The organism is Saccharothrix sp. NRRL B-16348 (assembly GCF_001280085.1).
Classification (GTDB): Bacteria; Actinomycetota; Actinomycetes; order Mycobacteriales; family Pseudonocardiaceae; genus Actinosynnema.
In genome coordinates, this window is the sequence record NZ_LGED01000169.1 from 40,734 (window position 1) to 65,370 (window position 24,637).

The window sequence follows — 24,637 nt, forward strand, 5'->3', positions numbered from 1 at the left end:
TCACTACCCTCAGAGGCATGTCAATGACGATCATGCGCCACGCCAGACGTGAGAGCGCTCCCGCGAGGCTGCGCCGGGTGTTCGCGCTCGGCCTCGCCCTGGCCGCCGCCACCACGGCCGCGGCACCGGCCGTGAGCGCCGACCCGCCCCGGCGCACGCAGGACCTCGGCGTGAACGTGAAGGTGTTCGACCCGTCGATGCCGGTCGCCGAGATCCAGGCCGCCCTCGACGCCACGCACGCCGCCCAGGTCGACAACGAGATGGGCGCCCAGCGGTACGCCTACCTGTTCAAGCCCGGCCGGTACGGCACGGCCGAGCAGCCGTTGCAGATCAAGGTCGGCTACTACACCGAGATCGCGGGCCTCGGCGCCTCGCCCACCGACGTCGTGATCAACGGCAAGGTCGAGGTCTACAACCGCTGCCTGACCGAGGGCGGCACGGCCAACTGCCTGGCGCTGGTCAACTTCTGGCGCACGCTCGGCAACCTGACGATCGACATCGACGGTGCGGGCCAGGACGGCTGCCGGTCCGGCGCCAACTTCTGGGCCGTGTCCCAGGCCGTGTCGCTGCGCCGGCTCAACGTCACCAGCGGCACGTTCACGCTGATGGACTACTGCACCGCCGGCCCGCAGTACGCCAGCGGCGGCTTCATCGCCGACTCCCGGCTGCCCTCCGTGGTCAACGGTTCGCAGCAGCAGTGGTTGACCCGCAACAGCGAGCTCGGCAGCTGGTCGAACGGCGTGTGGAACCAGGTGTTCTCCGGTGTCGCGGGCGCGCCCGACGACGCGGCGTTCCCGAACCCGCCGTACACCACGCTCGACACCACGCCGCTGAGCCGGGAGAAGCCGTACCTGTTCGTCGACGACAAGGGCCGGTACAACGTCCGGGTCCCGGCCGCCAAGCGGAACACCAGCGGTGTGTCGTGGGCGAACGGCCTGACGCCCGGCCGCACCATCCCGCTGTCGGAGTTCTTCGTCGCCAAGCCCGGTGACTCGGTGCGCGACATCAACAACCAGTTGGCCCGCGGCAAGCACCTGCTGTTCACGCCGGGCGTGTACGACATCGCGCGCAGCATCGAGGTCAAGCGACCCGACACCGTGGTCCTCGGTCTCGGGCACGCCACGCTGACCGCCGTGAACGGCTCGACCCCGCTGGACGTCGCGGACGTGCCGGGTGTCGTCATCGCCGGTGTCACGGTCGACGCGGGCACCGAGCTGTCGCCGGTGCTGGTGCGCGTGGGCAAGAAGCACGGCCACCGGCCGGCCGACCCGGCCAACCCGACCACGCTGTCGGACGTGTACTTCCGCGTCGGCGGGCCGCACGTCGGCAAGGTGGACACCGCGCTGGAGGTCAACAGCGACCACGTGCTCATCGACCACACGTGGGTGTGGCGCGCCGACCACGGTGTGGAGGGCTTCACCGACACGCAGCGCTGGAACACCAACACCGGCCTCACCGGCGTGGTCGTCAACGGCGACGACGTGACCGCGACCGGCTTGTTCGTCGAGCACTTCCAGCGGCACAACACCGTCTGGAACGGCGAGCGCGGCACCGTCGTGCTGTACCAGAACGAGCTGCCCTACGACCCGCCGACGCAGGCCGACTGGATGAAGGGCGACGTCGAGGGCTGGGCCGGCTACAAGGTCGGCGACCACGTGCGCAAGCACACGCTGCACGGCGCGGGCGTGTACGTGTTCAACCAGAACAACCCGACGATCCACACCGAGAACGGCTTCGAGGTGCCCGAGACGCCGGGCGTGAAGCTGCACCACATCATGACGGTCAACCTCAGCGCGGGCGTGATCGACCACGTCGTCAACGGCGTGGGCGGCCCGGCCGACCTGACCAACGTCGGCGCTCCGGTCTACATCGCGGAGTACCCGACGCCGTGAGACCGCGGCGGCGCCCGACCTCGGCCGCGAGGTCGGGCGCCGTCCGGCTACCCGCAGACCGCGCCGCCGGAGGCGGAGCCGACGAGCTTGGCGTACTTCGCCAGCACGCCCCGCTGGTAACGCGCGGGCAGCGGCGCCCAGCCCTCGCGGCGCGCGGCCATCTCGGCCGCGTCCACGGCGACGTCCAGCGTGCCGTTGGCGACGTCGAGCGTGACCTGGTCGCCGTCGCGGATGAACGCGATCGGACCGCCGTCGGCCGCTTCCGGGGCGACGTGGCCCACGCACAGGCCGGTCGTGCCGCCGGAGAACCGGCCGTCGGTGAGCAGCAGGACGTCCTTGCCCAGCCCGGCGCCCTTGATCGCGGCGGTGATGGCGAGCATCTCCCGCATGCCCGGCCCGCCCTTGGGGCCTTCGTAGCGGATGACGACCACGTCGCCGGCGGTGATCGTGCCGTCCTCCAGCGCGTCCATGGCCGCGCGCTCGCGGTCGAAGACGCGGGCGGTGCCGGTGAACACGTCCGAGTCGAACCCGGCGGACTTCACCACCGCGCCGTCGGGCGCGAGCGAGCCGCGCAGGATCGTGATGCCGCCGGTGCGGTGGATCGGCTCGTTCATCGCGCGCAGCACCGTGCCGTCGGGGTCCGGCGGCGCGATGTCGGCCAGGTTCTCGGCGACCGTGCGGCCGGTGACGGTCAGGCAGTCGCCGTGCAGCAGGCCGGCGTCCAGCAGCGCCTTCATCACCACGGGCACGCCGCCGATGCGGTCGACGTCGGTCATCACGTGCCTGCCGAACGGCTTGACGTCGGCCAGGTGCGGCACCTTCGCGCCGATCCGGGTGAAGTCGTCCAGGCTCAGCTCCACCTCGGCCTCGTGCGCGATGGCCAGCAGGTGCAGCACGGCGTTGGTGGACCCGCCGAACGCCATCACCACGGCGATCGCGTTCTCGAACGCCTCGCGGGTCATGATCTGCCGCGCGGTGATGCCCTGGCGCAGCATCCCGACCACGGCCTGACCGGACTTGCGGGCGAACCCGTCGCGCCGCCGGTCCGTGGCGGGCGGCGCCGCGCTGCCCGGCAGGGACATGCCCAGCGCCTCGGCCGCGCTCGCCATCGTGTTCGCGGTGTACATGCCGCCGCACGCGCCCTCACCGGGGCAGATGGCGCGTTCGATGCGGTCGACGTCCTCGCGGCTCATCAGGCCGCGGGCGCACGCGCCGACGGCCTCGAACGCGTCGATGATCGTCACCTCGCGCTCGCTGCCGTCGGTCAGGGTGACCCGGCCGGGCAGGATCGAGCCCGCGTAGAGGAACACGCTGGCCAGGTCGAGCCGCGCGGCGGCCATGAGCATGCCGGGCAGCGACTTGTCGCAGCCCGCGAGCAGCACCGAACCGTCCAGCCGCTCGGCCTGCATGACGGTCTCCACGCTGTCCGCGATGACCTCGCGCGACACCAGGGAGAAGTGCATGCCCTCGTGGCCCATCGAGATGCCGTCGGACACCGAGATCGTGCCGAACTCCAGCGGGTAGCCGCCCGCCATGTGCACGCCGTCCTTGCTCGCCTTCGCCAGCCGGTCCAACGGCAGGTTGCACGGCGTGATCTCGTTCCACGACGAGGCGACGCCGATCTGGGGCTTGGCCCAGTCGTCGTCACCCATCCCGACCGCTCGCAGCATCCCGCGGGCGCCGGTCCTCTCCAGGCCGTCGGTGACGTCGCGACTGCGCGGCTTGATGTCCGGGGTTTCGTTCATGCCCGAAACCTAACGTCCCGGCGCGGGCGTCGCACCGGCGACCGGCCGTTGCCCGACCCGCGGTTCCGGGCCGCGCGGCACGGTGACGGCCGGTCGGCGTTCGTGGTGCCAAACCGCTCGGGCATGACGGGAAGCCGTACCGGCGGCTGCGGGCGCGGGCGGCGACGCGGTGCAGGTGCCGGCCGCCCGACCGCCCGGTCCGATCCCCGCGCCGGTCCCGCCGTCCTTGACCGGGAGTGCCCGGCCGGTTAAACCGAAATGGTGTTATGAGACGCGCCCACGCTTCCTCTCGGTCTCCACCGGCTGAACGAAGGAAGGTCGACATGGCCGAGCCCGCCGTCCGCACCGCCGAGCCGAACGCCGACGAAGGGCTCAAGACCGCGGCCGGGATCCTGAGCCGCGCCAAGGCGGCGGCGCCGTTGCTGCGCGCGAGGTCCGAGGAGATCGAGCAGGCCCGGCGCCTGCCCGCCGACGTCGTCGAGCTGCTGCGGTCCACCGGTGTGTTCCGGATGGCAGTCGCCGAGGAGCGTGGCGGGCCCGGGCTGACCTCCGTGCAGCAGACCGAGGTGATCGAGGCGCTGTCGTACGGCGACCCGTCGGCGGGCTGGTGCGCGATGATCGGCATGGACACCCCGCTGTACTCGGCGTTCCTGCCCGAGTCGGCGGTGGACGAGATGTTCCCGCACCCGGACATGATCACCGCGGGGCTGATCCTCCCGGCCGGCCGTGCCGAGCGGGCGCCCGGCGGGTACCGGCTCACGGGCCGGTGGCAGTTCGGCAGCGGCATCACGCACGCCGACTGGGTGTCCGCGGGCAGCTTCGTCACCAGCGGCGGCGAGGTCGAGACCGGCGCGGACGGCGCACCGGTCTGGCGGGTGATGCTGGTGCCGCCCGACGAGGTCGAGACCGTCGACACCTGGCACACCACGGGCCTGCGCGGCAGCGGCAGCCGGGACTACGTGATCACCGACGTGTTCGTGCCGGAGGAGCACTCGTTCAGCTTCGGCACGCCGCTGAGCCGCCGCGGCCCGCTGGCCACGCCGGACGCGTTCGTGCGCAACATGCCCGGTGTGCCGCTGGGGTTGGCCCGCGCCGCGTTGGACCACGTCCGCGAGCACGTGCTGACCAGGGTGAACCGGAGCACCGGCGAGCGCTGGTCGGACAACTACCGGGTGCAGCTGACCATCGGCGAAGCCGAGATGGACTACCAGACCGCGCGGCACGCCGTGTACGGCAGCCTCGCCCGGCAGTGGGAGCTGCTGGCGTCCGGCAGGTCGTTGGACGACTTCACCGCGGACGAGCGGATCGCCACCGCGCTGCCCCGGCTCAACGCCTTCCGCGCCGCCCGGCGCGTCGTCACCAAGCTCTACGACCTGCTCGCCACGACGTCGATCTACCAGCCGTCACCGGTGGACCGGTGGCTGCGCGACATCACGACCATGTGCCAGCACATCGTGGTGCAGGACCAGATCGTGCAGTCCGCGGGCGCGCACGTGCTCGGCGGCACCCCGCTGTTCCCGTTCGCGCTGGGGATCGTGGACTGACCGGACGGCCCCGACCGGCCTTCGCGGTCGGTCGAGGCCGGTGGCGGTCAGAGTTCGGTGTAGCTCTTCAACCCCACCAGCGTGGTGAGCTTCATCGAGTTCGCCCCGGCGGGGGAGGGCAGGCCGAACCGCTTGTCCACCAGGCGGTCGAGGCCGCCGCAGCCGCGCGCGGCGGGCACGGCGAACGCGTTGTCCTCCATGGTGAACCTGAGCACCGGCGGGTCGGCGGAGATCCGGTCGGGCCCGCCGGTCCGGACGGGCCGGAACACGAGCGGGTCCGCGTCGTCGCCGATCGTGCAGGCGTTCGGCAGCAGGCCGTTGAGCACGCGGAGCTTCAGGTGCTGCACGCCCATCCGGTCGCCGTCGGAGAGGAAGTCGGCGAAACCGGCGTACTCGAGGCGCAGGTCGGTGCGCAGCAGCGGGTGTTGCCCGGGACCGCCACCGCCGAGCAGGCCGCCCGGCACGCGGGTCGGTTCGGCCCGCAGCGCGCCGAAGACCTGGGCGAACTCGCCGTTCAACCGCCCTTCGGCGAACGTCAGCCGCATCGCGCCGGTGTCCTGCTCGCCGAGGGCGCCGAACTTGATGGTGCCGCTGGACAGCAGCACCTCGCAGCGCCACTGCGCGGGGTCGGCGCCCGCGGGGAGCTCCGGGCAGTCGGCGAAGTCGAACGTCGGCAGCGGCGCGGGCTGGGCGGCGGCCTGCTGGGGCACCGCCGCGGCCAGCCCGATCAGCGCCGTGCTCGCCAGCGCCGCGACGGCGGCGCGGCGGAAGGTTCTCGTCATGCCGCAGAGCCTCCCGTTCCGCGCCGCGCCCATGATCCGGCAGATCCCCGGTATCACCCCCGGTTCGACCCCGAGGCGCGACCGGGGTCGACGGCCCGTCAGCCGTGGCTCGCGATCACCGGGCCGCAGGCTTCCCGTGGTGTCAGGAAGTGGCCGGGCCTCCGGCGGCGAGGTCGAGCCGGGTGACGGCCTCCTCGACGATCTGCTCCGGGGTCAGCGTCACGTCGACCGCGGCTCCGTCCTCTTCGGACCCCAGCGGTTCGAGGGTGTCGAACTGCGACTGGAGCAGGGCGGGCGGCATGAAGTGGCCGGACCGGTGCCGCATCCGGTCGGCGATCACGTCGGCGGCGCCGTGCAGGTGCAGGAAGCGGACCCGCGCGTCGGCGGCCCGCAGCACGTCCCGGTAGGCCCGTTTGAGCGCCGAGCACGTGACGACCGTGCTCTCGCCCGCGGCGGCACGCGCGGTGATCCAGTCGCGGATGGCGGCCAGCCACGGCGCGCGGTCGGCGTCGGTGAGCGGTGTGCCCGCGGACATCTTCCCGATGTTCGCGGCCGGGTGGAACTCGTCGGCCTCGGCCATCGACCAGTCGAGCCGGTCGGCCAACGACCGGGCGACCGTGCTCTTGCCCGACCCGGACACGCCCATCACGACGACGCAGGTCGGCTCGGCGCTCGTGGTCATGGGGTGCCACCTCTCGGCTGCGACGGCAAAAGTAGTACCTTTGGCCGCGAAAGGTACCACCTTTGGCAGGCTGGAAAAGCCTCGCCGGGATACGCTGCTGCCCGTGCCGGTACCACGTCAGGGGAGCGCGCCGGGCGGCGACGCCCTGCACAGCTCCGTGCTCGACACCCTCGGGCTGCAGATCACCAGCGGCGACCTCGAGGAGGGACGGGTCCTGACGCTCGACGGCATCCAGGAGCGGTTCGGGGTGTCCCGGACCGTCGCCCGCGAAACCATGCGGGTGCTGGAGTCGATGGGCCTGGTGACGTCACGGCGACGGGTCGGGATCACCGTGCGACCCCGGTCGTCCTGGCAGGTCTACGACCCCCGGTTGATCTGGTGGCGGCTGGCCGGCCCGCACCGCGACGCCCAGTTGCGCGCGCTCACCGAACTGCGGATCGCGGTCGAGCCGGTGGCGGCGGCACGGGCGGCGTGGAACGCGTCGGCCAAGGAGCGCGACCGGCTGCTCGACCTCGCCACGCGGATGCGGCGGCTGGGCGAGGCGGGCGAGGTGGCGGAGTTCCTCGAACTGGACGTCGCCTTCCACGAGCTGCTGCTGGAGTCGGGCGGCAACGAGATGTTCGCCGCGCTCCAAGGTGTCGTGGCGGTGGTGCTGCGCGGACGGACGAGCCTGGGGCTGATGCCCGAGAAGCCGGTGGCCGACGCGCTGGACCTGCACGAGGAGGTGGCGCGGGCGGTCGCGTCCCGGCACCCCGAGGCCGCCGAACTGGCCATGCGCGCGTTGGTGGCCGAAGCGCGCGACGCCGTGGTGCCCGCCAACGGGCCACACGCAATTCCTTGATCGCCTCCACCCGCGACTTCCACAATTCAGGAAGATCGCGGACGATTCGACGACCCGGCCGTGCGTCGGAGGGCTGTCACACGTAGGTGTGTTGGGCTCGTTACCGTCAGTACACGGTGAGCCTGGTGCACGCCGACATCGACCACGCCACGTCCCACGAGGCGATCACCGCCCTCGTCCGCGAAGCCGACCGGTTGACCAGCGGCGCACTTCGTCGTTGATCCGTGGGAACGCGAGGCCCCCGTTCGCCGTCGAAAGCGCGAACCACGAACGGGGAGGCACCGTGAACTACCCACAGCAACCGCCGGGCGGGCAGGACCCTTATGGTCAGCCTGGTCAGTACGGCGGCTACCAGTACGGCGGCTTCGCCCCGCAGCCTCCTCCCGCGCCGAAGAAGCGGACCGGCGCGATCGTGGCGGTCGTGGTGGTGGTCGTGCTCCTGCTGGGTGGTCTCGGGTTCACCGGGTTCGTGCAGCCCGGGTTCTTCCTCGGCGGTGCGGGCACCACGACGACCACGACCGCGCCGCCGACCACCACCACGTCGTCCACGGCGCCGAAGGGCGGCGGCGAAGCGGACGAGCTGGTGAAGTCGCTGGTGGCCGGCTTGGACACGCAGGACGCCGCCGCGCTCAAGAAGCTCGAGTGCCCGAGCGCCAAGACCTCCGTGAACAGCGCCATCGACGACGTGTCCGCGCTCAAGAAGGCCGAGCTCGTCGAGACCGACGAGGTCACCGACGACAAGGTGCGGGCGACCGTCGAGGTCACCACCTCCTCGCGGACGTCGAAGGTCGACGTGACGGTCGTCCGCGAGGACGGCGACTGGTGCTGGCACGACATCGCGCGGGCCAAGGGCGAGCCGTCGGCCAGCGGACGTCCGACGGCGACCAGCGGCCGGGTGACCGCCCCGCCGACCAGCGGCGGCGGCGGGCCCACGGCGGGCGGCAAGCCCGTCGCCCCGGAAGCGCTCGCCGCGATGAAGTCGTTCCTGGACAGCGTGAACGCCGGTGACGCGGCCGCCGCGACCGGTCTGCTGTGCTCGGACGCCATCAACGACGCGGCCGACGTGGAGAAGCTCGTCGGGTACGAGCCGGACCTGGCCGTCGACCCGGCGATGGACGGCAAGACGACGGGCGAGGACTCGGTCCAGCTCTACCTCAAGGGCACGGCGAAGGGGCAGAAGCTGGGGGGCTACTCCACGAACCTGTGGGTGACCAGCTACGACGGCCCGTGGTGCGTCCACGCGTTCCGGGCGGTCGTCGGCTGACCCCGGTCAGCAGGACTTGGTCCAGCTGCACTCCAACCGCGGGTCGGCGACCGGTTCGGGCACGACCCCGGCCGCGGCCGGGGTCTGCCCGCGCGAGTGGGCGGCCAGCCGGACGGCGACGGCGTCCTCGAACGGTTTCGCCGACGTGAGGGTGTTGTTGCTGATCATGGCGAACACCAGCGGGGTGCCGTCGGCGGTGGTGACGTAGCCGGAGAGGGCGCTGACGCCGGTCAGGGTGCCGGTCTTGGCCCGCACGTTGCCCTCGGCCGGCGTGCCGCGCATCCGGTTGCGGAGGGTGCCGCCGACCATCCGATCGCTCTTGCCCGCCACGGGCAGCGAGTCGTACCAGGTCCGGAACCACGGCTCGCGCTGGGCGGCGAGCAGCAGCGCGGCCACCTGGTCGGGCGAGACCTGGTCCATCCTGGACAGACCGGAGCCGTCCCGCAGGGACAGCGCGGTCGCGTCCACGCCCAACCCGCCGAGCGTCGCCGTCATCGCGCGCAGCCCCGCGGTCCAGCTGCCCTCGCCGAACACGGCCCGGCCGGCGGTCTTGACCAGGATCTCGGCGTGCATGTTGTTGCTGAGCTTCATGAACGGGACCATCAGCTGCGACAGCGGCATCGACTGGTGCTCGCCGAGCACGCGCGCGTCGGCCGGGGTCGCGCCGGCGCCCGTGCCGCCGAGCACGTGCACGCCGTGCCGGGTGAGCGCGTCGCGGAACAGGGACGTGACGAGCCCGGTCGGCTCCCAGACCGTGCTCCACTCGTTCTCGACGGGGCCGCCGGCGGGGATGCTGCCGCGCACGGTGATCACGTTGGTGCCGTGCTGCCGTTCGACGGACACGCTCGACGCCGAGCCGGGCGCGCCGGTGACGGCGGTGTTGGCGATCGTGACGTAGTCGGTCGGCGGGTCGGTGGTGACCGCGGCCGGGTGGCCCGCCGCGCCGGGCGCGACGCGGACGATGACGGTCCCGGCGTCGTAGTCGGTGTCCGGCGAGACGGTCAGCGCCGAGATCTGGGCGTTGTAGTAGTACGGCTCGTCGTCCCAGGCCCAGCCGGTGCCGAGGCGCACGGCGTCGAACCAGGTGTCGTCGGCGACGAGCTTGCCGCGGACCACCTTGACGCCGCTGCGGGCGACCTGGGCGGCCAGCGCGTCGTAGTCGGCGGCGAGCATGGTCGGGTCGCCCGTGCCACGCAGGTGCAGGTCACCGGCCAGCACTCCGGCCCGTTCCCGGCCGGTCGCGGCCACGGTGGTGCGGAACCGGTGGTCGGGGCCGAGGATCTCCAGCGCCGCGGCGGAGCTGATCAGCTTGCCGTTCGACGCCGGCTGGCCGCGCTGGTCGCTCTCCCGGGAGTACACCAGGGCGCCCGTCCCGGCGTGGCGGACCACGAGCCCGACGTCCGCGCCGTCGAGGGCGGTGGCGGTGATGATCGCGTCGAGGTCCCGGCTGAGCGCGTCGTCGGCCTGCGCGGACGCGGGCGTCGCGAGGTCGGCGGCCGGGATCGCGGCGAGCGCGACGGCGGCCAGGACGAGCGCGAACGACCGTGATCTGGGCATGGAAGCTCCTCCAGGGACGCCGGTGCCACTTCAGGGCAAGGATTCTCCACCTATTCGGATGCCTTGTGAAGTTCTGACAATCCGTCGGAGGTGCCCGTGCTTTCCTGGATCGACAAGCGGAGAAGGTCGCGGCGGCACGCGGCGATCAGGTCGCCGTCGGGCGTCCACGCGAGCGCGCCGGCCGCGTGGGGGAGCGTCAGCACGCCGAGGGTCGCTCGCGTGGACAGGTCGGTCACGGTCACGGAACCGTCCGCGCGGGCGACGGCGGCGGTGCCCGCGTGCACGGCCAAGGCGGTGACGACTTCCTCGCGGTCCGGGTCGAGGCGCCAGGTGTCGGCGGTGGCGAGGTGCCTGATCCGCACCGCGTGGCTGCGCACGGTGGCGATCGCCGGACCGCGGTCGGTGTGGACGAAGGCGCGCACGAGTTCGAGCACGTCCATGGCCTCGGTGACCGGTGTGGTGATCGGGGTGTCCCCGGCGAGGTCCCACAGCTCGAACGGCCCGAACGCCCGGCTGATCGCGACGACCGGTCGGCCGTCGAGGTCGCCGACCGCGAGACCGTTGGGTTGGCACCGACCGGGGATCTCGCGGACGCGCTCCCCGGTGGCTACGTCGGTGACGGACAGGGTCTCGTCGCAGCCCGCGGTGAGCGCGACCGTGCGGCCGTCGAGGACGGCGGTGGAGAGGATGCGGACCTGGCCGCGGTGGTCGGCCGGGACCGGCTGGTCCGCGCCGTCCCCGGACCACCGGTGCAGCTCGCGGTCGGGGACGCCGTGCAGGTCGCCTCCTCCGGCGAGCACGGTGGCGCCCACCCGCGCGACGGCGTGGACGGGGGCGGGCAGCGTGCCGACGACCCGCTCCCGCACGCCGTCGTCCAGCCGCCACGAGGCGACCGTCCCGTCCGTGCCGCCCGCGACGACGTGGTCCGCCGTGACCGCGAGGCATCCGATGGTGCTCGTGTGGCCGGCGCCGACGGGCGGCACGTCGGCGCCCACCCGCCAGACCCCGATCGCCCCGTCGACGTCCGAAGCGGTGACGACGAGGCCCGGGCCGTCACCCGCCACCGCGCACCCACTCGTCGGACCCACCAGGGGCGGACCGGCCGGCCGGTCGCCATCGACGTCCCACAGGTGCACCGCCTCGCTGTCGCTGAGCACGACCAGGCGCCGGCCGTCGTCGGCGACCACGCCCGCGATGTCGTGCGCCCACCACCGGCCGGGCATCCCGCAGGCACGCCGCCGCAGGGTGACCGCGTCCCACACCTCCACGTCGCCGTCCCACGAGAGCGTCGCGACCAGCCCACCCGGCCAACCGGTGATCTTCCGGGCAGCGGTGGGCAGCGAGCCGATCCGCACGCCGGATTCCAGGTCCCACAACCCCACCGCCTCGCCCGCCACCGCCGCGACGGGACGGCCGCCGACGTCGACCACCGCCAGGGCGCCGAGCCGTTCCCCGGTGTCGAACACCCGCGCCCGGCCGGTGACCGCGTCGACGACCCGGATCGTCCGGTCCCACCCGGCCGACACCACGGCGGGCCCGTCGGCGAGGGTGACGGCCGCCAAACCCTGCACGACGTCGCGGTGACCGGGGACGTCGCTCCGCACGGCGCCGGAGTCCAGGTCGATCCACTTCGGTGCGTCGCCCCAGGCGCAGACGACCGCCACCGGCCGGCCGTGGACGACCGCCGTGACGAGGTGCTGCCCGCCGGCGTCGTGGACGGTCCGCACGAGCGCGCCGGTCGCGGCGTCCCACAACTGGACCACCGTCGCACCGCAGTCGTGGGTGTGCGGCCGGGCGCAGTCGCCGTCGTAGTGCGGCTCGGTCGACGTCACGTAGACCGGCACGCCACCGACCACCGCGCCGGCGACCGCGTTCCCCCGGATCGCCGGGAGCACCCGCGTCAGCCTCGGGTCGTCACCGGCGTCGGTCGTCCACAGGATCCGCATGGCCGCCAGGTTACGAACCGCCATAGAACCCGCGCGGCAGGTGGGCCCGTTGTAGCGTGCACCGGAGCAATCACGGTGTGTGGTGAACCGAGGAGTGGCAGCGTGGAAAGACCAGCGTGGGTTGGCCCCGACATCGACCTCTCGCGACCGAGCCCGGCGCGGGTCTACGACGTGCACCTGGGCGGGGCGCACAACTTCCAGGTGGACCGCGAGGCGGCGGAGCGCATCGTCGAGGTCATGCCGGGCTTACCGCGGATCCTGCGGGCCAACCGCGCGTTCCTGCGCCGTGCGGTGCGCTACCTGGTCGACCAGGGCGTCACCCAGTTCCTCGACCTCGGGTCGGGCATCCCCACGGCGGGCAACGTGCACGAGGTCGCGTGGAGCGCCGACCCCGACTGCCGGATCGTCTACGTGGACGTCGACCCGGTCGCGGTCGCGCACAGCCGGGCCATCCTCAGCGAGCACGACAACGCGACGGCCGTGCAGGGCGACCTGCGTCGGCCGCAGGACGTGCTGACCCACCCGGAGACGCTGCGCACGCTGGACTTCACCAAGCCGATCGGCGTGCTGATGTTCGCGGTGCTGCACTTCGTGCCGGACGAGGACGACCCGGTCGGGATCATCCGCGAGTACCTCGACGCCGTCGTGCCGGGCAGCTACCTCGCCCTCTCGCACGCCAGCCTGGAGGGCGAGGCCGACCGGGCGGAGGAGGCGACCGAGCAGTTCCGCAACCGGGTGACGGACTTCTCGATGCGCACCAGGGCCGAGATCACCGACCTGCTCGCGGGCGTGGACCTGGTCGAACCCGGCGTGGTCTACCTGACCGAGTGGCGGCCGGAACCCGGCGACGAGGACCCGGACCCGAAGCAGATGTCGACGTTCGCGGCCGTCGGTCGCAAGAACGGCTGAGCGCGCTCCGGGGACGGCGGTGACCGGGCGCCATCGCGGGCACGAGTCGCGCGGTGGCGTTCGGGATAGGATCGTGGTGATGTCGCCACAGGTGTGGCGCGTGGTGCTGGCAGTAAGGGGTTGCGGTGGTGGTGAAGGGCAAGGTCGTCCGGTTCGACGAGGTGCGCGGGTACGGGTTCGTGTCGCCCGAGGAGGGTGGCGAGGACGTGTTCATCCACGTCAACGACATCGACTTCGACAAGCGGCTCATGGCGCCCGGCGCCCTGGTCGAGTTCCTGGTGGAGATGGGCGACCGGGGGCCGAAGGCGTCCCGGGTGAGCCTGGTGCGGGAAGCGTCGGTGCGCGCGGGCACGCCGTCGTACCACTCGGGGGACGACGTCAACGGCAACGACATGTTCTGCGAGGTCGTGTCGACCAAGCGGTACCTGCAGGAGGTGACCGAGACGCTGCTGGCCTCGGCGCCCGGCATGACGGCCGAGCAGATCCTGAACGTGCGCAAGAGCCTGGTCGGGATGGCGCGCAAGTACAACTGGCTCGAGGACTGACCGCCGGCCACCCGATCACCGGACCCGGGTGGCGGGTGTCGGGCGCGGCGGTGGACCGGTCAGCCGGGTCGGTCCCGCCGGTGGTGCCCGCCGTGGGCGTGCCGCTGCTCGCGGTGAGCGGGTGCGCGTCGCCTGCGTGAACACTTCCGCGGCGCGTGAGGCGAGGCAGCTCGGCGCGAGACGCGGTCGCGGTTCACCGGTCTGCGGCACTCGCGGGGTCACCCTCGCGAGTGCCGTCGCGGCACGAGGCGGTGACGTCGGTGTCCGAACCGGACTTTCGCCGCCGGGTGCCGGCACGGTCACGGTAGGGGACACGCGTCGAGGTCCCCCCGCCGACCGACCTGGAGGAGCCCGTGCCGCTGTCGTACCCCGAATACCGCGACGCCCTCAAGCCGTTGGGCGATCCGCGGGCCGACGCCGTGGTGAGCGAGATCCTCGACTCGGGCTCCACCGAGAGCGTCAACGAGCTGTTCCGCGGCATCGTGACGGTCGAGGACGGTGTCCCGGAGGGCGCGCCGCCGCTGCTGAGGGACTACCTCGAAGAGACCCGCGCCATGCCGTCGTGGGTCGACCCGAAGCGGGTGGCGGGCATCGCCACGTTCTTCAAGCGCCACAAGACACCGGCGGCGGTCGTGCAGGCGACGGCAGGCCTCGTCGGCACGTACCTGTCGCCGATGGGCGCGAAGACGCTGCACTCCACGCACAAGCTGGACCGGCCGCACCGCCGGCTGTCCCAGTCGACCCGGCTGTTCATGGGCATGGGGGACGAAGACGCCTTCACCGACCACTCCAAGCTCATCCCAACGTGCCAGAAGGTGCGGCTGGTCCACGCCGCCATCCGGCAGCTGCACCTGCGGTCGGGCCGGTGGGACGTCGAAGGCGACGGCATGCCGGTGTCCCAGCTCTACACGGCGGGCGCGGCGCTGGTGTTCTCCGTCGGCACGCTGGACGCGATGGGCCGCATCGGGGTCAAGACCACGCAGGCCGAGCAGGAGAGCTACTGCTACGCGTGGAAGATCATCGCCCACTTCCTCGGCGTGCCGGACGAGCACATGCCGGACACCCTCGCCGAGGCGCGGCGGCTCTGGGACGACGCTCGGGACCAGGAGTGGGCGCACAGCGAGGAAGGCGTGCTGCTCACGCAGGCAAGCGTCCGGCTCTACCAGGAGTACCTGCCGCCCGGCACCCGGGCGGCGGTCCCCGCGTTCCTGCGCCGGGCGCTGTCGGACAAGTACGCGGACATGGTCGAGGTGCCGAAGTCGTCGTTCGACCTCGGCGCGGGCCCCGCGGCGACGGTCGGTTCGCTGGTGACCAGCACCCCGTTGACGCACAACGTGATCTCCGACCAGGTGATGGACGCGTTGAACACCATGGTCGAGAGCATCGGCCGCGACGCCTTCACCGCGCGTTACGAGACGGAACCGCAGCTCACCGACCACATCGACGACCCGGTGCCGGGGCCCCGCCCGGAGCAGAAGGAGGAAGCCGGGTCCGCGCGCAAGTGACCCCTGCCGCGTTCAGCGCAGCCGGGTGAGGTCGCGGGCCAGGGCGGTGAAGTTGGCGGCCACCGGGGACCGGCCCGTGACCGGCAGCGCGATCGCCAGGTCGACCAGCCGCACGGTGGGGCTCAGCGGCAGGAACGCGACGTCCGGCCGCGGCTGGGCGGCGGACGAGCCGGGCACGATGCTCACCCCGCAGCCCGCCGCGACCAGACCGATGATGGTCGGCATCTGCACGGCCTCCTGCGCCACCTCGGGGGTGAACCCGCCGCGCCGGCACAGCGCGGTGATCTCGTCGTGCAGCCCGGGACCGAGGTGGCGCGGGAACAGGACGAACGGTTCGCCGGCCAGCACGCGGACGTGCACCCGCTGCCGGCGGGCCAGGCGGTGGTCGTTCGGCACGACGGCGATCAACGGCTCGCGCGACACCGGCACCAGCTCCAGGTCGTCGGCCGGACCGGGCAGCGGCGGGCGGAGCAGGCCGACGTCCAGCGCCGCCGTGCGCAGCTGCTCCACCTGCGGCACCGTCGGCAGCACGGAGAAGGACAGGGTGACGGCGGGGTAGCGCGCCCGGAACTCGCGGATGATCATCGGCAGCGGGTGCAGGACCGACGAGCCGACCATGCCGATCGACAACGAGCCCTCCTCGCCCCGCCCCGCGGCCCGCGCCCGCCGCGCCGCCGTGTCCACCATGGACAGTGCGGCACGCGCGTCGGCGACGAACGCCTCACCGGCCCGGGTGAGCGCGACGTTCCTGGTGTCGCGGTGGAACAACGACACGCCGAGTTCGGCCTCCAGCGCCTTCACGGTCTGGCTCAACGGCGGCTGCGCCACGCCCAGCGCGGCGGCGGCCCGGCCGAAGTGCAGGTGGTCGGCGACCGCGACGGCCGCCCGCAGGTGCTTGAGATCCATACCGGCCCCGAATCAATCACCACTGATTACGTGCACGATCAGACTAGGTGACCGATCCGGCGGCATCCTGGCCGCATGCTGAAGACGATCCTCACGCTCGCCCTGGCCGCGACGATCGCGCCGCCGCCGGCGGACCGGCCGCCGTCCGACCAGGTGGTGCGCAAGGACTGGAAGGTGCGTGGCGAAGCCGGCCACCTCGGCGTCCGCGAGGTGCGGACCGCCCGGTCGGCACGCGGCCGGCCGGTGCTGCTGCTGCACGGCGCGCGCGTGCCCGGCGTCGCGTCGTTCGACCTGCCCGTGCCCGGCGGGTCGCTGGCGGCGGACCTCGCGCGGCGGGGCCACCGGGTGTTCATCGTGGACGCGCGCGGCTACGGCGCCTCCGACCGTCCCGCAGCGCTCGACGCGCCGCCGTCCGCCAACCCGCCCGCGGTGACCGGCGAGCAGGTGGTGCGCGACATCGGCTCGGTCGTCGACCGGCTGCGCGCGACGACCCGCCACGACCGCGTCGACCTCGTCGGCTGGGCGACCGGCGGGCACTGGGCCGCCTGGTACGCGAGCGAGCACCCCGGCCGGGTCGAGCACCTGGTGGTCCACAACAGCCTGTACGGCGCGCTCGACGGCCACCCGATGCTCGGCCGCGGCTCCGTTTACGAAGACCCGGAACGGCCCGGCCACTTCGACGACGCCCGGCACGGCGCGTACCGGCTCTCGACCGGGCCGGGCCTGCTCGGCGGCTGGGACTCGAGCATCCCGGTGGCCGACAAGTCCGCGTGGCGCGACCCCCGCGTGGCGGCGGCCTACGTCGAGCACGCCCTGGCGAGCGACCCGACGTCCGCCGACCGCGAGCCGCCCGCCTTCCGCGCGCCGACCGGGGCGATGAAGGACAGCTTCCACCTGGCGACCGGCCGACGGCTCTGGCACGCGGGCACGATCACCGCGCGGACGCTGGTCCTGCGCGGCGAGCACGACTTCTGGTCACGGGAGGGCGACGTGAGCACGCTGGTCGCCGACCTCGTTCGGGCGAAGGACGTGCGGGCGGTGCGCCTGGACGGTGCGACCCACTTCGCCCACCTCGACCGGGCCGAACGCGGCCGGGACCGGCTGATCGAGGAGGTGTCGCGCTGGCTCGGCTAACCGTCACGACCCGGCCGGCCGTCATGGCCGCCGCGCGATCAGGCGGGCGCGGAGGCGCTGCAACGGCGGCATGAGCCCGTAGATGACGATCGGCACCGCGATCGTCGCCAGGACCAGGGTCCGCAGCACGGTCGGCGCGCCGTCGAGGAGGTCGCCGAGCAGCAGTTGCAGCACGGTGAGCGTCGGGAAGACGGCCAGCCAGATCATCAGGGCCAAGTGGTGCCGCGGCGGTGGCCCGACCCGGGTCACCGCCGCCGCGTCGTGCTCGGTCGAAACGTCGTGTTCGGTCATGGCCCCAGCGTCGGCCCCGTCCGGCGGAAACGACAACTTCTGTTGCCGTTTCCGGGACAGGGCTCAGGTGGAGTGCAGCTGGGCGACCCTGGCGTCGAGGTTGCGGAAGTGCTCGGCCATGGCCACCTCGGCGCGCGCCACGTCGCGCTTGCGCAGCGCGGTGACGATCGCCCGGTGCCGGCGCACGGTCTGCATCGGGTTCGGGTCGGTCACGCCGAGCCGGTGGTTCACCCGGTGGAACACGTCCCAGAACGCCCGCAGCAACTGGGTCACCAGCGCGTTGTCCAACGACCGGTACAGCACCTCGTGGAACTCGCGGTCCTCGTCGGCGAACGTCTCACCGGCCTTGGCCCGCTCGTTCATCCGCCGGGTGACCTCGTCCAGCGCCGCCAGGTCGTCCTCCGGGATGGTCGCGGCCACCCGGCGGATCAACGCGCCCTCCAACGCCTCCCGCACCTCCACGATCTCCTCCATCGACCGCAGGTCCCGGCCGATGTCGTGCAGCGCGCGGAACGTCAGCCCGTCCGCCAGCGGGTCCAGCGACAGTCGGCCGACGTACGTGCCGTAGCCGTGCCGGATCTCCACGATGTCGAGCGCCTGCAACGCCTTGAGCGCCTCGCGGATCGAGTTGCGGCTCACCCCGAGCGCCTCGACCAGCTCGGTCTCGGTCGGCAGCGGGTCGCCCGACTTCAGGCGACGGCTCAGGATCAGCCCGGTGATCTCGTCCCGGATGGCCCGGTTCATCCTGGTGACCAGCCTGGCCGGCTGCTGCTCCGTCATGACGACCTCCAACATCCACGCAACCTTAGAGCAGACCGGCCTCGTCGAGGTGCCGCCGCACCGCCGCCCGCTCGGCGTCGTCCAGCGGGATCATCGGCGCGCTCGTGGTCGCGGAGGCGATCACACCACGGCATGCCAGCCCCTCCTTGAACGCGCCGATCGCCGACGAGTAGCGACCCATCCGCGTGCCGCCGACGTGGATCACCTCGAACAGCCGCCGCAGCCGCAGTTGCTCGGCGCGCGCGGCGTCCCAGTCGTCACGGCGTGCGGCATCGTAGAGCCTGATGTAGCCGTGCGGGTCGACGTTGGCGATACCCGGCACGATGCCGTGCGCGCCGATGAACAGACCCAGGTCGGCCAGCGTCTCCGAGCCCGAGTAGCACTGGAACCGGGACGCGTCCGTGCGCTCCAGCACGGCGCGCAGGCCGTCGAGGTCGCCGCTGGAGTCCTTCAACGCGGCCAGCGTGCCGTCCTCGGCGAGCTCGGCCACCACGTCGGCGGGCAGCTTCGAGCCGACCGAGGCGGGGATGTCGTAGGCGACCAGCGGCAGGTCCACCGCCGCCCGGATGGCGCGGAAGTGCCCGCCGAACTCCGACGGGTGGGTCGGCGCGTAGAACGGCGCGGTCGCCACGAGCGCGTCCGCGCCGAACGCCTTGGCCTCCCGGGCGTGCTCGATGACGCGCGGCGTCGTGGTGTCGATGATCCCGGCGAGCACCGGCACCTGGCCGGCCGCGACGCCCGCGACCACCTCCAGCGCCCGGTAGCGCACGTCGTCGGGCAGGTAGGCGACCTCGCCGGTCGAGCCGGTGACGAACAGGCCGTGCACGCCCGCCTCGATCAGGAACGCGGCCAGGCGCTCCAGCGAGGGGACGTCGAGTTCCCGTTCCGGGGTCAGCGGGGTGCACACGGGTGGCACTACGCCACCGTCGAGCTGGGTCAAGAGCGTTCTCCCTTGCGGACCGGAATCGGTGGGAACTACGGTCGCCTGACATCCTACGTCCTATGTCCACCGTCTCGGGAAGGTCGACCACGATGAGCTCTTTGGTGCGGGATCGCCTCGGCGGGTTCGCGTTCGGCGCCGACTACAACCCCGAGCAGTGGTCGGAGTCGGTGTGGGACGAGGACATGGCGCTGATGAAGGCCGCCGGGGTGACGATGGTGTCGGTCGGCATCTTCGGCTGGGCGGCCGTCGAGGCGGAGCCGGGCAGCTACGACTTCGGGTGGCTCGACCGGGTGATGGACCGGTTGTCGGCCAACGGGATCGGCGCGTGCCTGGCCACCATGACCGCGTCCCCGCCGCCGTGGCTCGCGCACCGGCACCCGGAGACGCTGCCCCGCCGGGCGGACGGCACCGTGCTGTCGCCGGGCTCCCGGCAGCACTACTGCCCGTCCAGCCCGGTGTACCGCGAGCACGCGGCGCGGCTGGTGGAGGCGGTCGCGACCCGGTACGCCGACCACCCCGCGTTGGCGCTGTGGCACATCAACAACGAGTACGGCTGCCACGTGCCGGAGTGCTTCTGCGACGTGTCGGCATCGGCGTTCCGCTCGTGGCTGGGCGTGCGGTACGGCGACGTGGACGCGCTCAACGACGCGTGGTCCACGACGTTCTGGTCGCAGCGCTACGCGGCGCTGGACGAGGTGCTGCCGCCGCGTGCCGCGCCGTCGTTCCTCAACCCGGCGCAGGTGCTGGACTACAAGCGGTTCTCGTCGGACGCGCTGCTGGAGTGCTACCTGATGGAGAAGGAGATCCTGCGCCGCGTCACGCCAGACGTGCCCGTGACGACGAACTTCGTCGGCGCGTGGCACCGGATCGACGTGGCGAAGTGGGCGCCGCACCTCGACGTGGTGTCCTACGACTCCTACCCGGACCCGCACGAGCCCGACACGGTGATCCAGGCGGCGTTCATGTACGACCGGATGCGGGCGTTGCACGGGAAGCCGTGGCTGTTGCTGGAGCAGGCGCCGAGCGCGGTGAACTGGCGCACGCACAACGCGCCGAAGGCGCCCGGCGAGATGCGGTTGTGGAGCTACCAGGCGGTCGCGCGGGGTGCGGACGCGGTCATGTACTTCCAGTGGCGGCAGTCCCGCGGCGGCGCGGAGCGGTTCCACTCGGCGATGGTGCCGCACGGCGGGCCGATCACGCGGGCCTACACCGAGACCGCCGCGCTGGGCGCCGAGCTGGGGCGGCTGGACGCGGTGCTCGGCAGCACGGTCGACGCGCCGGTGGCGTTGGTGAGCGACTGGTCGAGCGGGTGGGCGGTGCAGGGCAGCGCGCTGCCGTCGGCCGACCTGGGGCAGGAGGAGACGGACTTCGCGCACTACCGTCCACTGTGGACGGCACGGGTGGCGGTCGACGTGGTGTCGCCGTCGGTCGACCTGAGCCGGTACCGGCTGGTCGTGGTGCCGAACCTGTACGCGGTGGACGTCGCCGTCGCCGAACGGCTGGTCGAGTACGTCCGGGCGGGTGGTCACCTCGTCATGTCGTTCTTCTCCGGCATTGTCGACAGCGCCGAACGCGTGCACCTCGGCGGCTACCCCGGGCCGTTCCGCGACCTGCTCGGCTTCGGCGTGGACGAGTTCTGGCCCCTGCCGCCCGGCGGCGCGGTCGCGCTCGGCTCCGGCGGCGTCGGCACGCACTGGTCGGAGTGGATCACGCCGGCCGGCGCGGAGGTACTCGACCGCTTCGCCGACGGCGAGCTCGCCGGCAGGCCCGCGATCACCCGGCACGCGTTCGGCGACGGCGTGGCCACCTACCTCGCCACCCGGCCGGACGAGGCGACGATGGCCGCCGTGCTCGACCGTGCGCTCGCGGAGGCCGGTGTCGCGGCGGTGCTGCCGGACCTGCCGGCCGGGGTCGAGGCGGTCGAGCGGCGGGGGAGCGGCGGCCGGTGGCTGTTCCTGCTCAACCACAACAAGCACGCGGTCACGGTGCGGCTGCCGGAAGGCTCGGAGGGTGCGGAGGGTGCGGCGGGTGCGGTCGACGTGCTGACCGGTGACGTGCTCGGCGCGGAGGTCGAGTTGGCTGGTCGGGGCGTGGTGGTGGCCCGCATGGGGTAGGTGGCTGGTCGGGGTGTGGTGGTGGCCCGCACGGGGTGGCGGTCGGTCGGCGCTCCTCGTTGTTCCAACCGACGTTTCAAGGCCACCGTAACGGCGTTTTCTTTGATGGCATTTTTGGAGATCACCCGATAGGGGACGGGGTGGCCGCCCGGGCGAGCGGCGGGCGGCCACCCCGCGGGCGTCACGGCTGCGCAAGCGCGCGCATCGGGATCCGGGTGAACGTGATCGTCTCGTACGACCCCGACACCCCGGTCTCGTACAGCAGACCGACGGTCGACCCACCGAGCTGCACCAGGTCGGAGTAGGCGGCCGGGTGGTCGGACAGCAGGTGCACCTGCCGCCACGTCCGACCCTGGTCGGAGCTGGCCCGCACGGCCATCGAACGGCGCGCGGTGGGATTGGCCGGCCCCGAGAACAACAGCAGGTCCGGCCGCACGGTCTGCAACACACTGCCCTGCACCCGAGGCCCGGACAGGGTCGGCTGCGGGCGGTACGGCGCGGTCAAGGTGGAGCCGCCGTCGGTGCTGGTCGCGTCCACCCGGCCCGCCAGGGCGCCCTGGTTGCGGCTGTTGAAGTACAGCCTGCCGTCCGGCAGCTGGGCGACCGTGGTCTCGTTCGACGCGACGTCGACGTCGGCGCGGTCCTCGCTGAACCCGATCCGCCACGTGCGCCCGCCGTCGTCGCTGATCAGCGAGTGGCCGCCGTAGTACTTGGCCTCCGTGCCCAGGTCGGTCGACCCGGCGGGCGGCGCGGCGGAGTGGTTGGCGGGCACCACGATCCGCCCGTCGTGCGGCCCGTGCCGCAGCACGATCGCGTGCCCGGGGCCGGTGGCGTACCAGCGCCAGTCGGGCCGCTTCGCGACCGACGTGATCTCCCGCTCGGGCGTCCACGTGCGGCCGTCGTCGGAGCTGCGCTGCACGAACACCCGGCGCGAGTCCGCCGGCGACACCGCGCCCGTCATGATCTCCCGTTCGGTGACCCGACCGTTGCGCGTGGTCAGCAGCACGACATCACCACCGGGCAGCACGACCGGAGCCGGGTTGCCCGCGGTGGCGTCGCCGTTGTCCGACACCACCGACAGCGGCCCCCACGTGCAGCCGCCGTCGTCCGAACGGCGCAGCACGACGCGGATCGCGCCGGTGTCGCCCGCCGACTCGACCCGGCCCTCCGCGAACGCCAGCACCTCACCCGACGCGGCGCGCACCACCGCCGGGATGCGGAACGTGTGGTAACCCTCGGTGCCCGAGACAAACGGCACGGACGTGCAGGTCTGCGCGGCAGCGGCGAACGGCGCCGGCACCACGGCCAGCAGGGCGATCGCCAGCAGCGATGACGCGAATGAACGCACGGTCAGCCTCCCGGGGTGGTGCGGATCCGGTCCAGCGGCAGGCGCAGCACCTGACCGGCCGGCTCGGCGGAGTTGGTCAGCCGCACCCGGTCCAGCTCGGCCGGGGACAGCGCACGCGTGTAGAGGCGGACCTCGTCCAGCACGCCGTCGAGGCGCTGGGCGTTGTCCTGCCGCTGCCCGATCTGGAGCTGGAACGCCACCCGTTGGCTCAACGAGCCACCGACCGCCGGACCGGACGCGACCTGCACGCCGTCGACCCACAGCAGCAGCCGGCCCGCGGACCGCTGCAGCACGACGTGGTGCCACTGCTCGTCGTCGTACGCCTGCGAGGTCATGACGGACGCGCTGCCCTCGGCCGTGGTCATCCGGGCGATCAGCCGGTGGTTGCGGGGTTCCGCCCGCAACCACAGCTGCGGCGCGGTGCCGCCCATCCCTCCGAGCCACAACAGCGCCTGATCGCCCTTCGACGCGCCGTAACGCACCCACGCGGTGTACGTGAGGTCCCCGTCACCGGGCAGCTGGGCCGGGTCGTAGGGCACGCGCAGGTAGTCGTCCACGCCGTCCAGCGCGAGACCCCCGCCGAACCGCCCGCCCACCAGGGCCGGCCCGCCGAGGGCGTAGGCGTCCTTGTTCGTCTTCGACACGTCCGCAGTGGTCGGGCCGACCGGTTCGCGCCACCCGAGGTGCTCCTCGTTGAACCGGGCGAACCGGATCTCGTCGCGCGCGTCGACCGGACCGCCCTCGTACAGCAGCCCGATGTCCGTCGACCGCGCGGTCGGCTCGCTGATCTGCACCAGGTCCGAGTAACCGGACCAGTCCGAGGTGATCCGGGCGCCCTGCTCGGCGGACTCCCACGTGCGACCGTGGTCGTACGAGGAGCGGATCGTCATCCAACGACGGCGGTCGGTGTCCGCCGGCGCGGAGAACAGGATCCGCTCGGGGCGGCCGATCCGGTCCAGCCGCAGCACCGCGCCCTGCACCATCGGCGTCACCAGGTCAGGGATCGCCTGGAACGGCGTGCTGAACGACTCGCCGCCGTCCTTGCTGATCGCGAAGCCGCGGTTGCCGACGTCCGTGCCGCCCTGCTCGCGCGCACCGGCGTAGACCGAGCCGTCGACCAGTTCGGTGACGGTGATCTCCTGCGGCTTCTGGCCGAACGGCCCACCGGCCGGGAACCCGATGGTGTCCACCGCGCCGACCTGCCACGTCGCGCCGTGGTCGTCGCTGTAGACGAGCGCGGCGGCGTTGGCGACCGACTTGGCCGTGCCGCCGTCGCTGGTCTCGCCGCACACGCCGAACACGAGCCTGCCCGCGTGCGGGCCGCGGGTGAGCTGGATGCCGTGCACCGGCCCGGTGGCGTACCAGAAGTCCCACTCCGGCAGCTTGGCCTGCGCGCTCACGTCGACCGGCGCCGACCACGTCAGGCCGCCGTCGTCGCTGTGCTGCAGGTGGGGCGTGCGTTCGCACGGCACGCTGCACGGCCCGTCGTCGTCACGGCCCGCGTTGTAGGTGGTGAACAGGAAGATCCGGCCGGTGGTGTGGTCGACGATCGGCACCGGGTTGCCGTGCGTGTCGCCGCCGCCCTCGTTCACCAGCCGCAAGGGCGACCACGTTCGGCCGCCGTCGGTCGAGCGCTTGAGCACCACGTCGATGTCGCCGGTGTCGCCGCAGTTGTCGACGCGGCCCTCGGCGAACGCCAGCAGCGCGCCGTCGGCGGCGCGCACCACCGCGGGGATGCGGAAGCACCGGTAGCCCTGCTCCTGCGATGCCTTGAACAGCACCTGTTCGTGCAGGTAGGGCGCAGCGGAACCCGGGTCGGCGGGTTCGGCGGCGGAAGGTGGGGCGAGGCTGGTCGCCAGCACCCCGGTCAACACCGCGGACAACAGCGCTGTTGCTCTCATGTGACCCT

At 72.7% G+C, this 24,637-nt stretch carries 20 protein-coding genes; 9 read left to right on the forward strand and 11 right to left on the reverse strand.

What is annotated here, in order from left to right; translation table 11 throughout:
- Nucleotides 1–17 precede the first annotated feature (17 nt).
- A complete protein-coding gene (locus tag ADK67_RS16335; protein ID WP_197289477.1) occupies nt 18–1,892 on the forward strand; it encodes a hypothetical protein in 1,875 nt (624 codons plus the stop codon).
- Nucleotides 1,893–1,939: 47 nt separating this feature from the next.
- On the opposite strand, the gene ilvD is transcribed toward ADK67_RS16335, so the two are convergent.
- Nucleotides 1,940–3,637 carry a dihydroxy-acid dehydratase gene (gene ilvD / locus ADK67_RS16340; RefSeq protein WP_053717289.1) on the reverse strand — a complete coding sequence of 566 codons (1,698 nt, stop codon included), beginning with the start codon at nt 3,635–3,637 and terminating at the stop codon, nt 1,940–1,942.
- A gap of 323 nt (nt 3,638–3,960) precedes the next feature.
- Here ilvD and ADK67_RS16345 point away from each other — a divergent pair, with 323 nt between their 5' ends.
- A complete protein-coding gene (locus tag ADK67_RS16345) occupies nt 3,961–5,181 on the forward strand; it encodes an acyl-CoA dehydrogenase family protein (RefSeq protein ID WP_053717290.1) in 1,221 nt (406 codons plus the stop codon).
- 47 nt (nt 5,182–5,228) lie between these two features.
- Here the strand turns inward: ADK67_RS16345 and ADK67_RS16350 are convergent, their stop codons facing one another.
- Nucleotides 5,229–5,963 (reverse strand): hypothetical protein, encoded by a 735-nt coding sequence (locus ADK67_RS16350; RefSeq protein WP_053717339.1) that lies wholly within the window; start codon nt 5,961–5,963, stop codon nt 5,229–5,231.
- A gap of 142 nt (nt 5,964–6,105) precedes the next feature.
- Entirely contained in the window at nt 6,106–6,645 is a 540-nt protein-coding gene (locus ADK67_RS16355) for a gluconokinase (RefSeq protein WP_053717291.1), read from the reverse strand.
- Between the two features lie 103 nt (nt 6,646–6,748).
- On the opposite strand from ADK67_RS16355, the gene ADK67_RS16360 reads away from it, so the two are divergent.
- The gene (locus ADK67_RS16360; protein ID WP_053717292.1) at nt 6,749–7,486 is read left to right on the forward strand and encodes a FadR/GntR family transcriptional regulator; all 738 of its coding nucleotides are present in this window, start codon (nt 6,749–6,751) and stop codon (nt 7,484–7,486) included.
- A 283-nt stretch (nt 7,487–7,769) separates the two neighbouring features.
- Nucleotides 7,770–8,750 carry a hypothetical protein gene (locus ADK67_RS16365; protein WP_157620457.1) on the forward strand — a complete coding sequence of 327 codons (981 nt, stop codon included), beginning with the start codon at nt 7,770–7,772 and terminating at the stop codon, nt 8,748–8,750.
- Nucleotides 8,751–8,756: 6 nt separating this feature from the next.
- Here ADK67_RS16365 and dacB read toward each other — a convergent pair whose 3' ends face one another.
- Both dacB and ADK67_RS16375 read right to left on the reverse strand, forming a co-directional pair.
- A complete protein-coding gene (gene dacB / locus ADK67_RS16370) occupies nt 8,757–10,307 on the reverse strand; it encodes a D-alanyl-D-alanine carboxypeptidase/D-alanyl-D-alanine endopeptidase (RefSeq protein ID WP_053717294.1) in 1,551 nt (516 codons plus the stop codon).
- 50 nt (nt 10,308–10,357) lie between these two features.
- Complete coding sequence (locus tag ADK67_RS16375) at nt 10,358–12,253, reverse strand: WD40 repeat domain-containing protein (RefSeq protein WP_053717295.1); 1,896 nt, start codon at nt 12,251–12,253, stop codon at nt 10,358–10,360.
- Nucleotides 12,254–12,355: 102 nt separating this feature from the next.
- Between ADK67_RS16375 and ADK67_RS16380 the strand changes: the two genes are divergently transcribed.
- From ADK67_RS16380 to ADK67_RS16390, 3 genes are all read left to right on the forward strand, one after another.
- Nucleotides 12,356–13,162, forward strand: a complete 807-nt coding sequence (locus ADK67_RS16380) for an SAM-dependent methyltransferase (protein WP_053717296.1) — start codon at nt 12,356–12,358, stop codon at nt 13,160–13,162.
- Nucleotides 13,163–13,287: 125 nt separating this feature from the next.
- Entirely contained in the window at nt 13,288–13,707 is a 420-nt protein-coding gene (locus ADK67_RS16385; RefSeq protein ID WP_063797617.1) for a cold-shock protein, read from the forward strand.
- A gap of 353 nt (nt 13,708–14,060) precedes the next feature.
- The gene (locus tag ADK67_RS16390; protein ID WP_053717297.1) at nt 14,061–15,212 is read left to right on the forward strand and encodes an oxygenase MpaB family protein; all 1,152 of its coding nucleotides are present in this window, start codon (nt 14,061–14,063) and stop codon (nt 15,210–15,212) included.
- Nucleotides 15,213–15,224: 12 nt separating this feature from the next.
- Here ADK67_RS16390 and ADK67_RS16395 read toward each other — a convergent pair whose 3' ends face one another.
- Nucleotides 15,225–16,118 (reverse strand): LysR family transcriptional regulator, encoded by an 894-nt coding sequence (locus ADK67_RS16395; protein WP_053717298.1) that lies wholly within the window; start codon nt 16,116–16,118, stop codon nt 15,225–15,227.
- Nucleotides 16,119–16,193: 75 nt separating this feature from the next.
- Here ADK67_RS16395 and ADK67_RS16400 point away from each other — a divergent pair, with 75 nt between their 5' ends.
- Entirely contained in the window at nt 16,194–17,252 is a 1,059-nt protein-coding gene (locus ADK67_RS16400; RefSeq protein ID WP_053717299.1) for an alpha/beta fold hydrolase, read from the forward strand.
- A gap of 21 nt (nt 17,253–17,273) precedes the next feature.
- Here ADK67_RS16400 and ADK67_RS16405 read toward each other — a convergent pair whose 3' ends face one another.
- From ADK67_RS16405 to ADK67_RS16415, 3 genes are all read right to left on the reverse strand, one after another.
- Entirely contained in the window at nt 17,274–17,543 is a 270-nt protein-coding gene (locus ADK67_RS16405) for a hypothetical protein (protein ID WP_053717300.1), read from the reverse strand.
- Nucleotides 17,544–17,606: 63 nt separating this feature from the next.
- Nucleotides 17,607–18,338: a FadR/GntR family transcriptional regulator gene (locus ADK67_RS16410; protein ID WP_197289478.1), complete on the reverse strand. Its 732-nt coding sequence runs from the start codon at nt 18,336–18,338 to the stop codon at nt 17,607–17,609.
- A 10-nt stretch (nt 18,339–18,348) separates the two neighbouring features.
- Nucleotides 18,349–19,263: a dihydrodipicolinate synthase family protein gene (locus tag ADK67_RS16415; RefSeq protein ID WP_053717301.1), complete on the reverse strand. Its 915-nt coding sequence runs from the start codon at nt 19,261–19,263 to the stop codon at nt 18,349–18,351.
- 92 nt (nt 19,264–19,355) lie between these two features.
- On the opposite strand from ADK67_RS16415, the gene ADK67_RS16420 reads away from it, so the two are divergent.
- Nucleotides 19,356–21,380 carry a beta-galactosidase gene (locus ADK67_RS16420; protein ID WP_053717302.1) on the forward strand — a complete coding sequence of 675 codons (2,025 nt, stop codon included), beginning with the start codon at nt 19,356–19,358 and terminating at the stop codon, nt 21,378–21,380.
- Nucleotides 21,381–21,561: 181 nt separating this feature from the next.
- On the opposite strand, the gene ADK67_RS16425 is transcribed toward ADK67_RS16420, so the two are convergent.
- Complete coding sequence (locus ADK67_RS16425) at nt 21,562–22,728, reverse strand: sialidase family protein (RefSeq protein WP_053717303.1); 1,167 nt, start codon at nt 22,726–22,728, stop codon at nt 21,562–21,564.
- Nucleotides 22,729–22,730: 2 nt separating this feature from the next.
- Nucleotides 22,731–24,629 (reverse strand): sialidase family protein, encoded by a 1,899-nt coding sequence (locus ADK67_RS16430; RefSeq protein WP_053717304.1) that lies wholly within the window; start codon nt 24,627–24,629, stop codon nt 22,731–22,733.
- Nucleotides 24,630–24,637: the final 8 nt, after the last annotated feature.

Bases quoted from the DNA above. Each gene is read 5' to 3' on its own strand.
- ADK67_RS16350 (WP_053717339.1), bottom strand. From the start codon at position 5,963: ATGACGAGAACCTTCCGCCGCGCCGCCGTCGCGGCGCTGGCGAGCACG.
- ADK67_RS16395 (WP_053717298.1), bottom strand. From the start codon at position 16,118: ATGGATCTCAAGCACCTGCGGGCGGCCGTCGCGGTCGCCGACCACCTG.
- ADK67_RS16375 (WP_053717295.1), bottom strand. From the start codon at position 12,253: ATGCGGATCCTGTGGACGACCGACGCCGGTGACGACCCGAGGCTGACG.
- ADK67_RS16335 (WP_197289477.1), top strand. From the start codon at position 18: ATGTCAATGACGATCATGCGCCACGCCAGACGTGAGAGCGCTCCCGCG.
- ADK67_RS16400 (WP_053717299.1), top strand. From the start codon at position 16,194: ATGCTGAAGACGATCCTCACGCTCGCCCTGGCCGCGACGATCGCGCCG.
- ADK67_RS16405 (WP_053717300.1), bottom strand. From the start codon at position 17,543: ATGACCGAACACGACGTTTCGACCGAGCACGACGCGGCGGCGGTGACC.
- ADK67_RS16345 (WP_053717290.1), top strand. From the start codon at position 3,961: ATGGCCGAGCCCGCCGTCCGCACCGCCGAGCCGAACGCCGACGAAGGG.
- ilvD (WP_053717289.1), bottom strand. From the start codon at position 3,637: ATGAACGAAACCCCGGACATCAAGCCGCGCAGTCGCGACGTCACCGAC.
- ADK67_RS16355 (WP_053717291.1), bottom strand. From the start codon at position 6,645: ATGACCACGAGCGCCGAGCCGACCTGCGTCGTCGTGATGGGCGTGTCC.
- ADK67_RS16420 (WP_053717302.1), top strand. From the start codon at position 19,356: ATGAGCTCTTTGGTGCGGGATCGCCTCGGCGGGTTCGCGTTCGGCGCC.
- ADK67_RS16430 (WP_053717304.1), bottom strand. From the start codon at position 24,629: ATGAGAGCAACAGCGCTGTTGTCCGCGGTGTTGACCGGGGTGCTGGCG.
- ADK67_RS16410 (WP_197289478.1), bottom strand. From the start codon at position 18,338: ATGTTGGAGGTCGTCATGACGGAGCAGCAGCCGGCCAGGCTGGTCACC.
- dacB (WP_053717294.1), bottom strand. From the start codon at position 10,307: ATGCCCAGATCACGGTCGTTCGCGCTCGTCCTGGCCGCCGTCGCGCTC.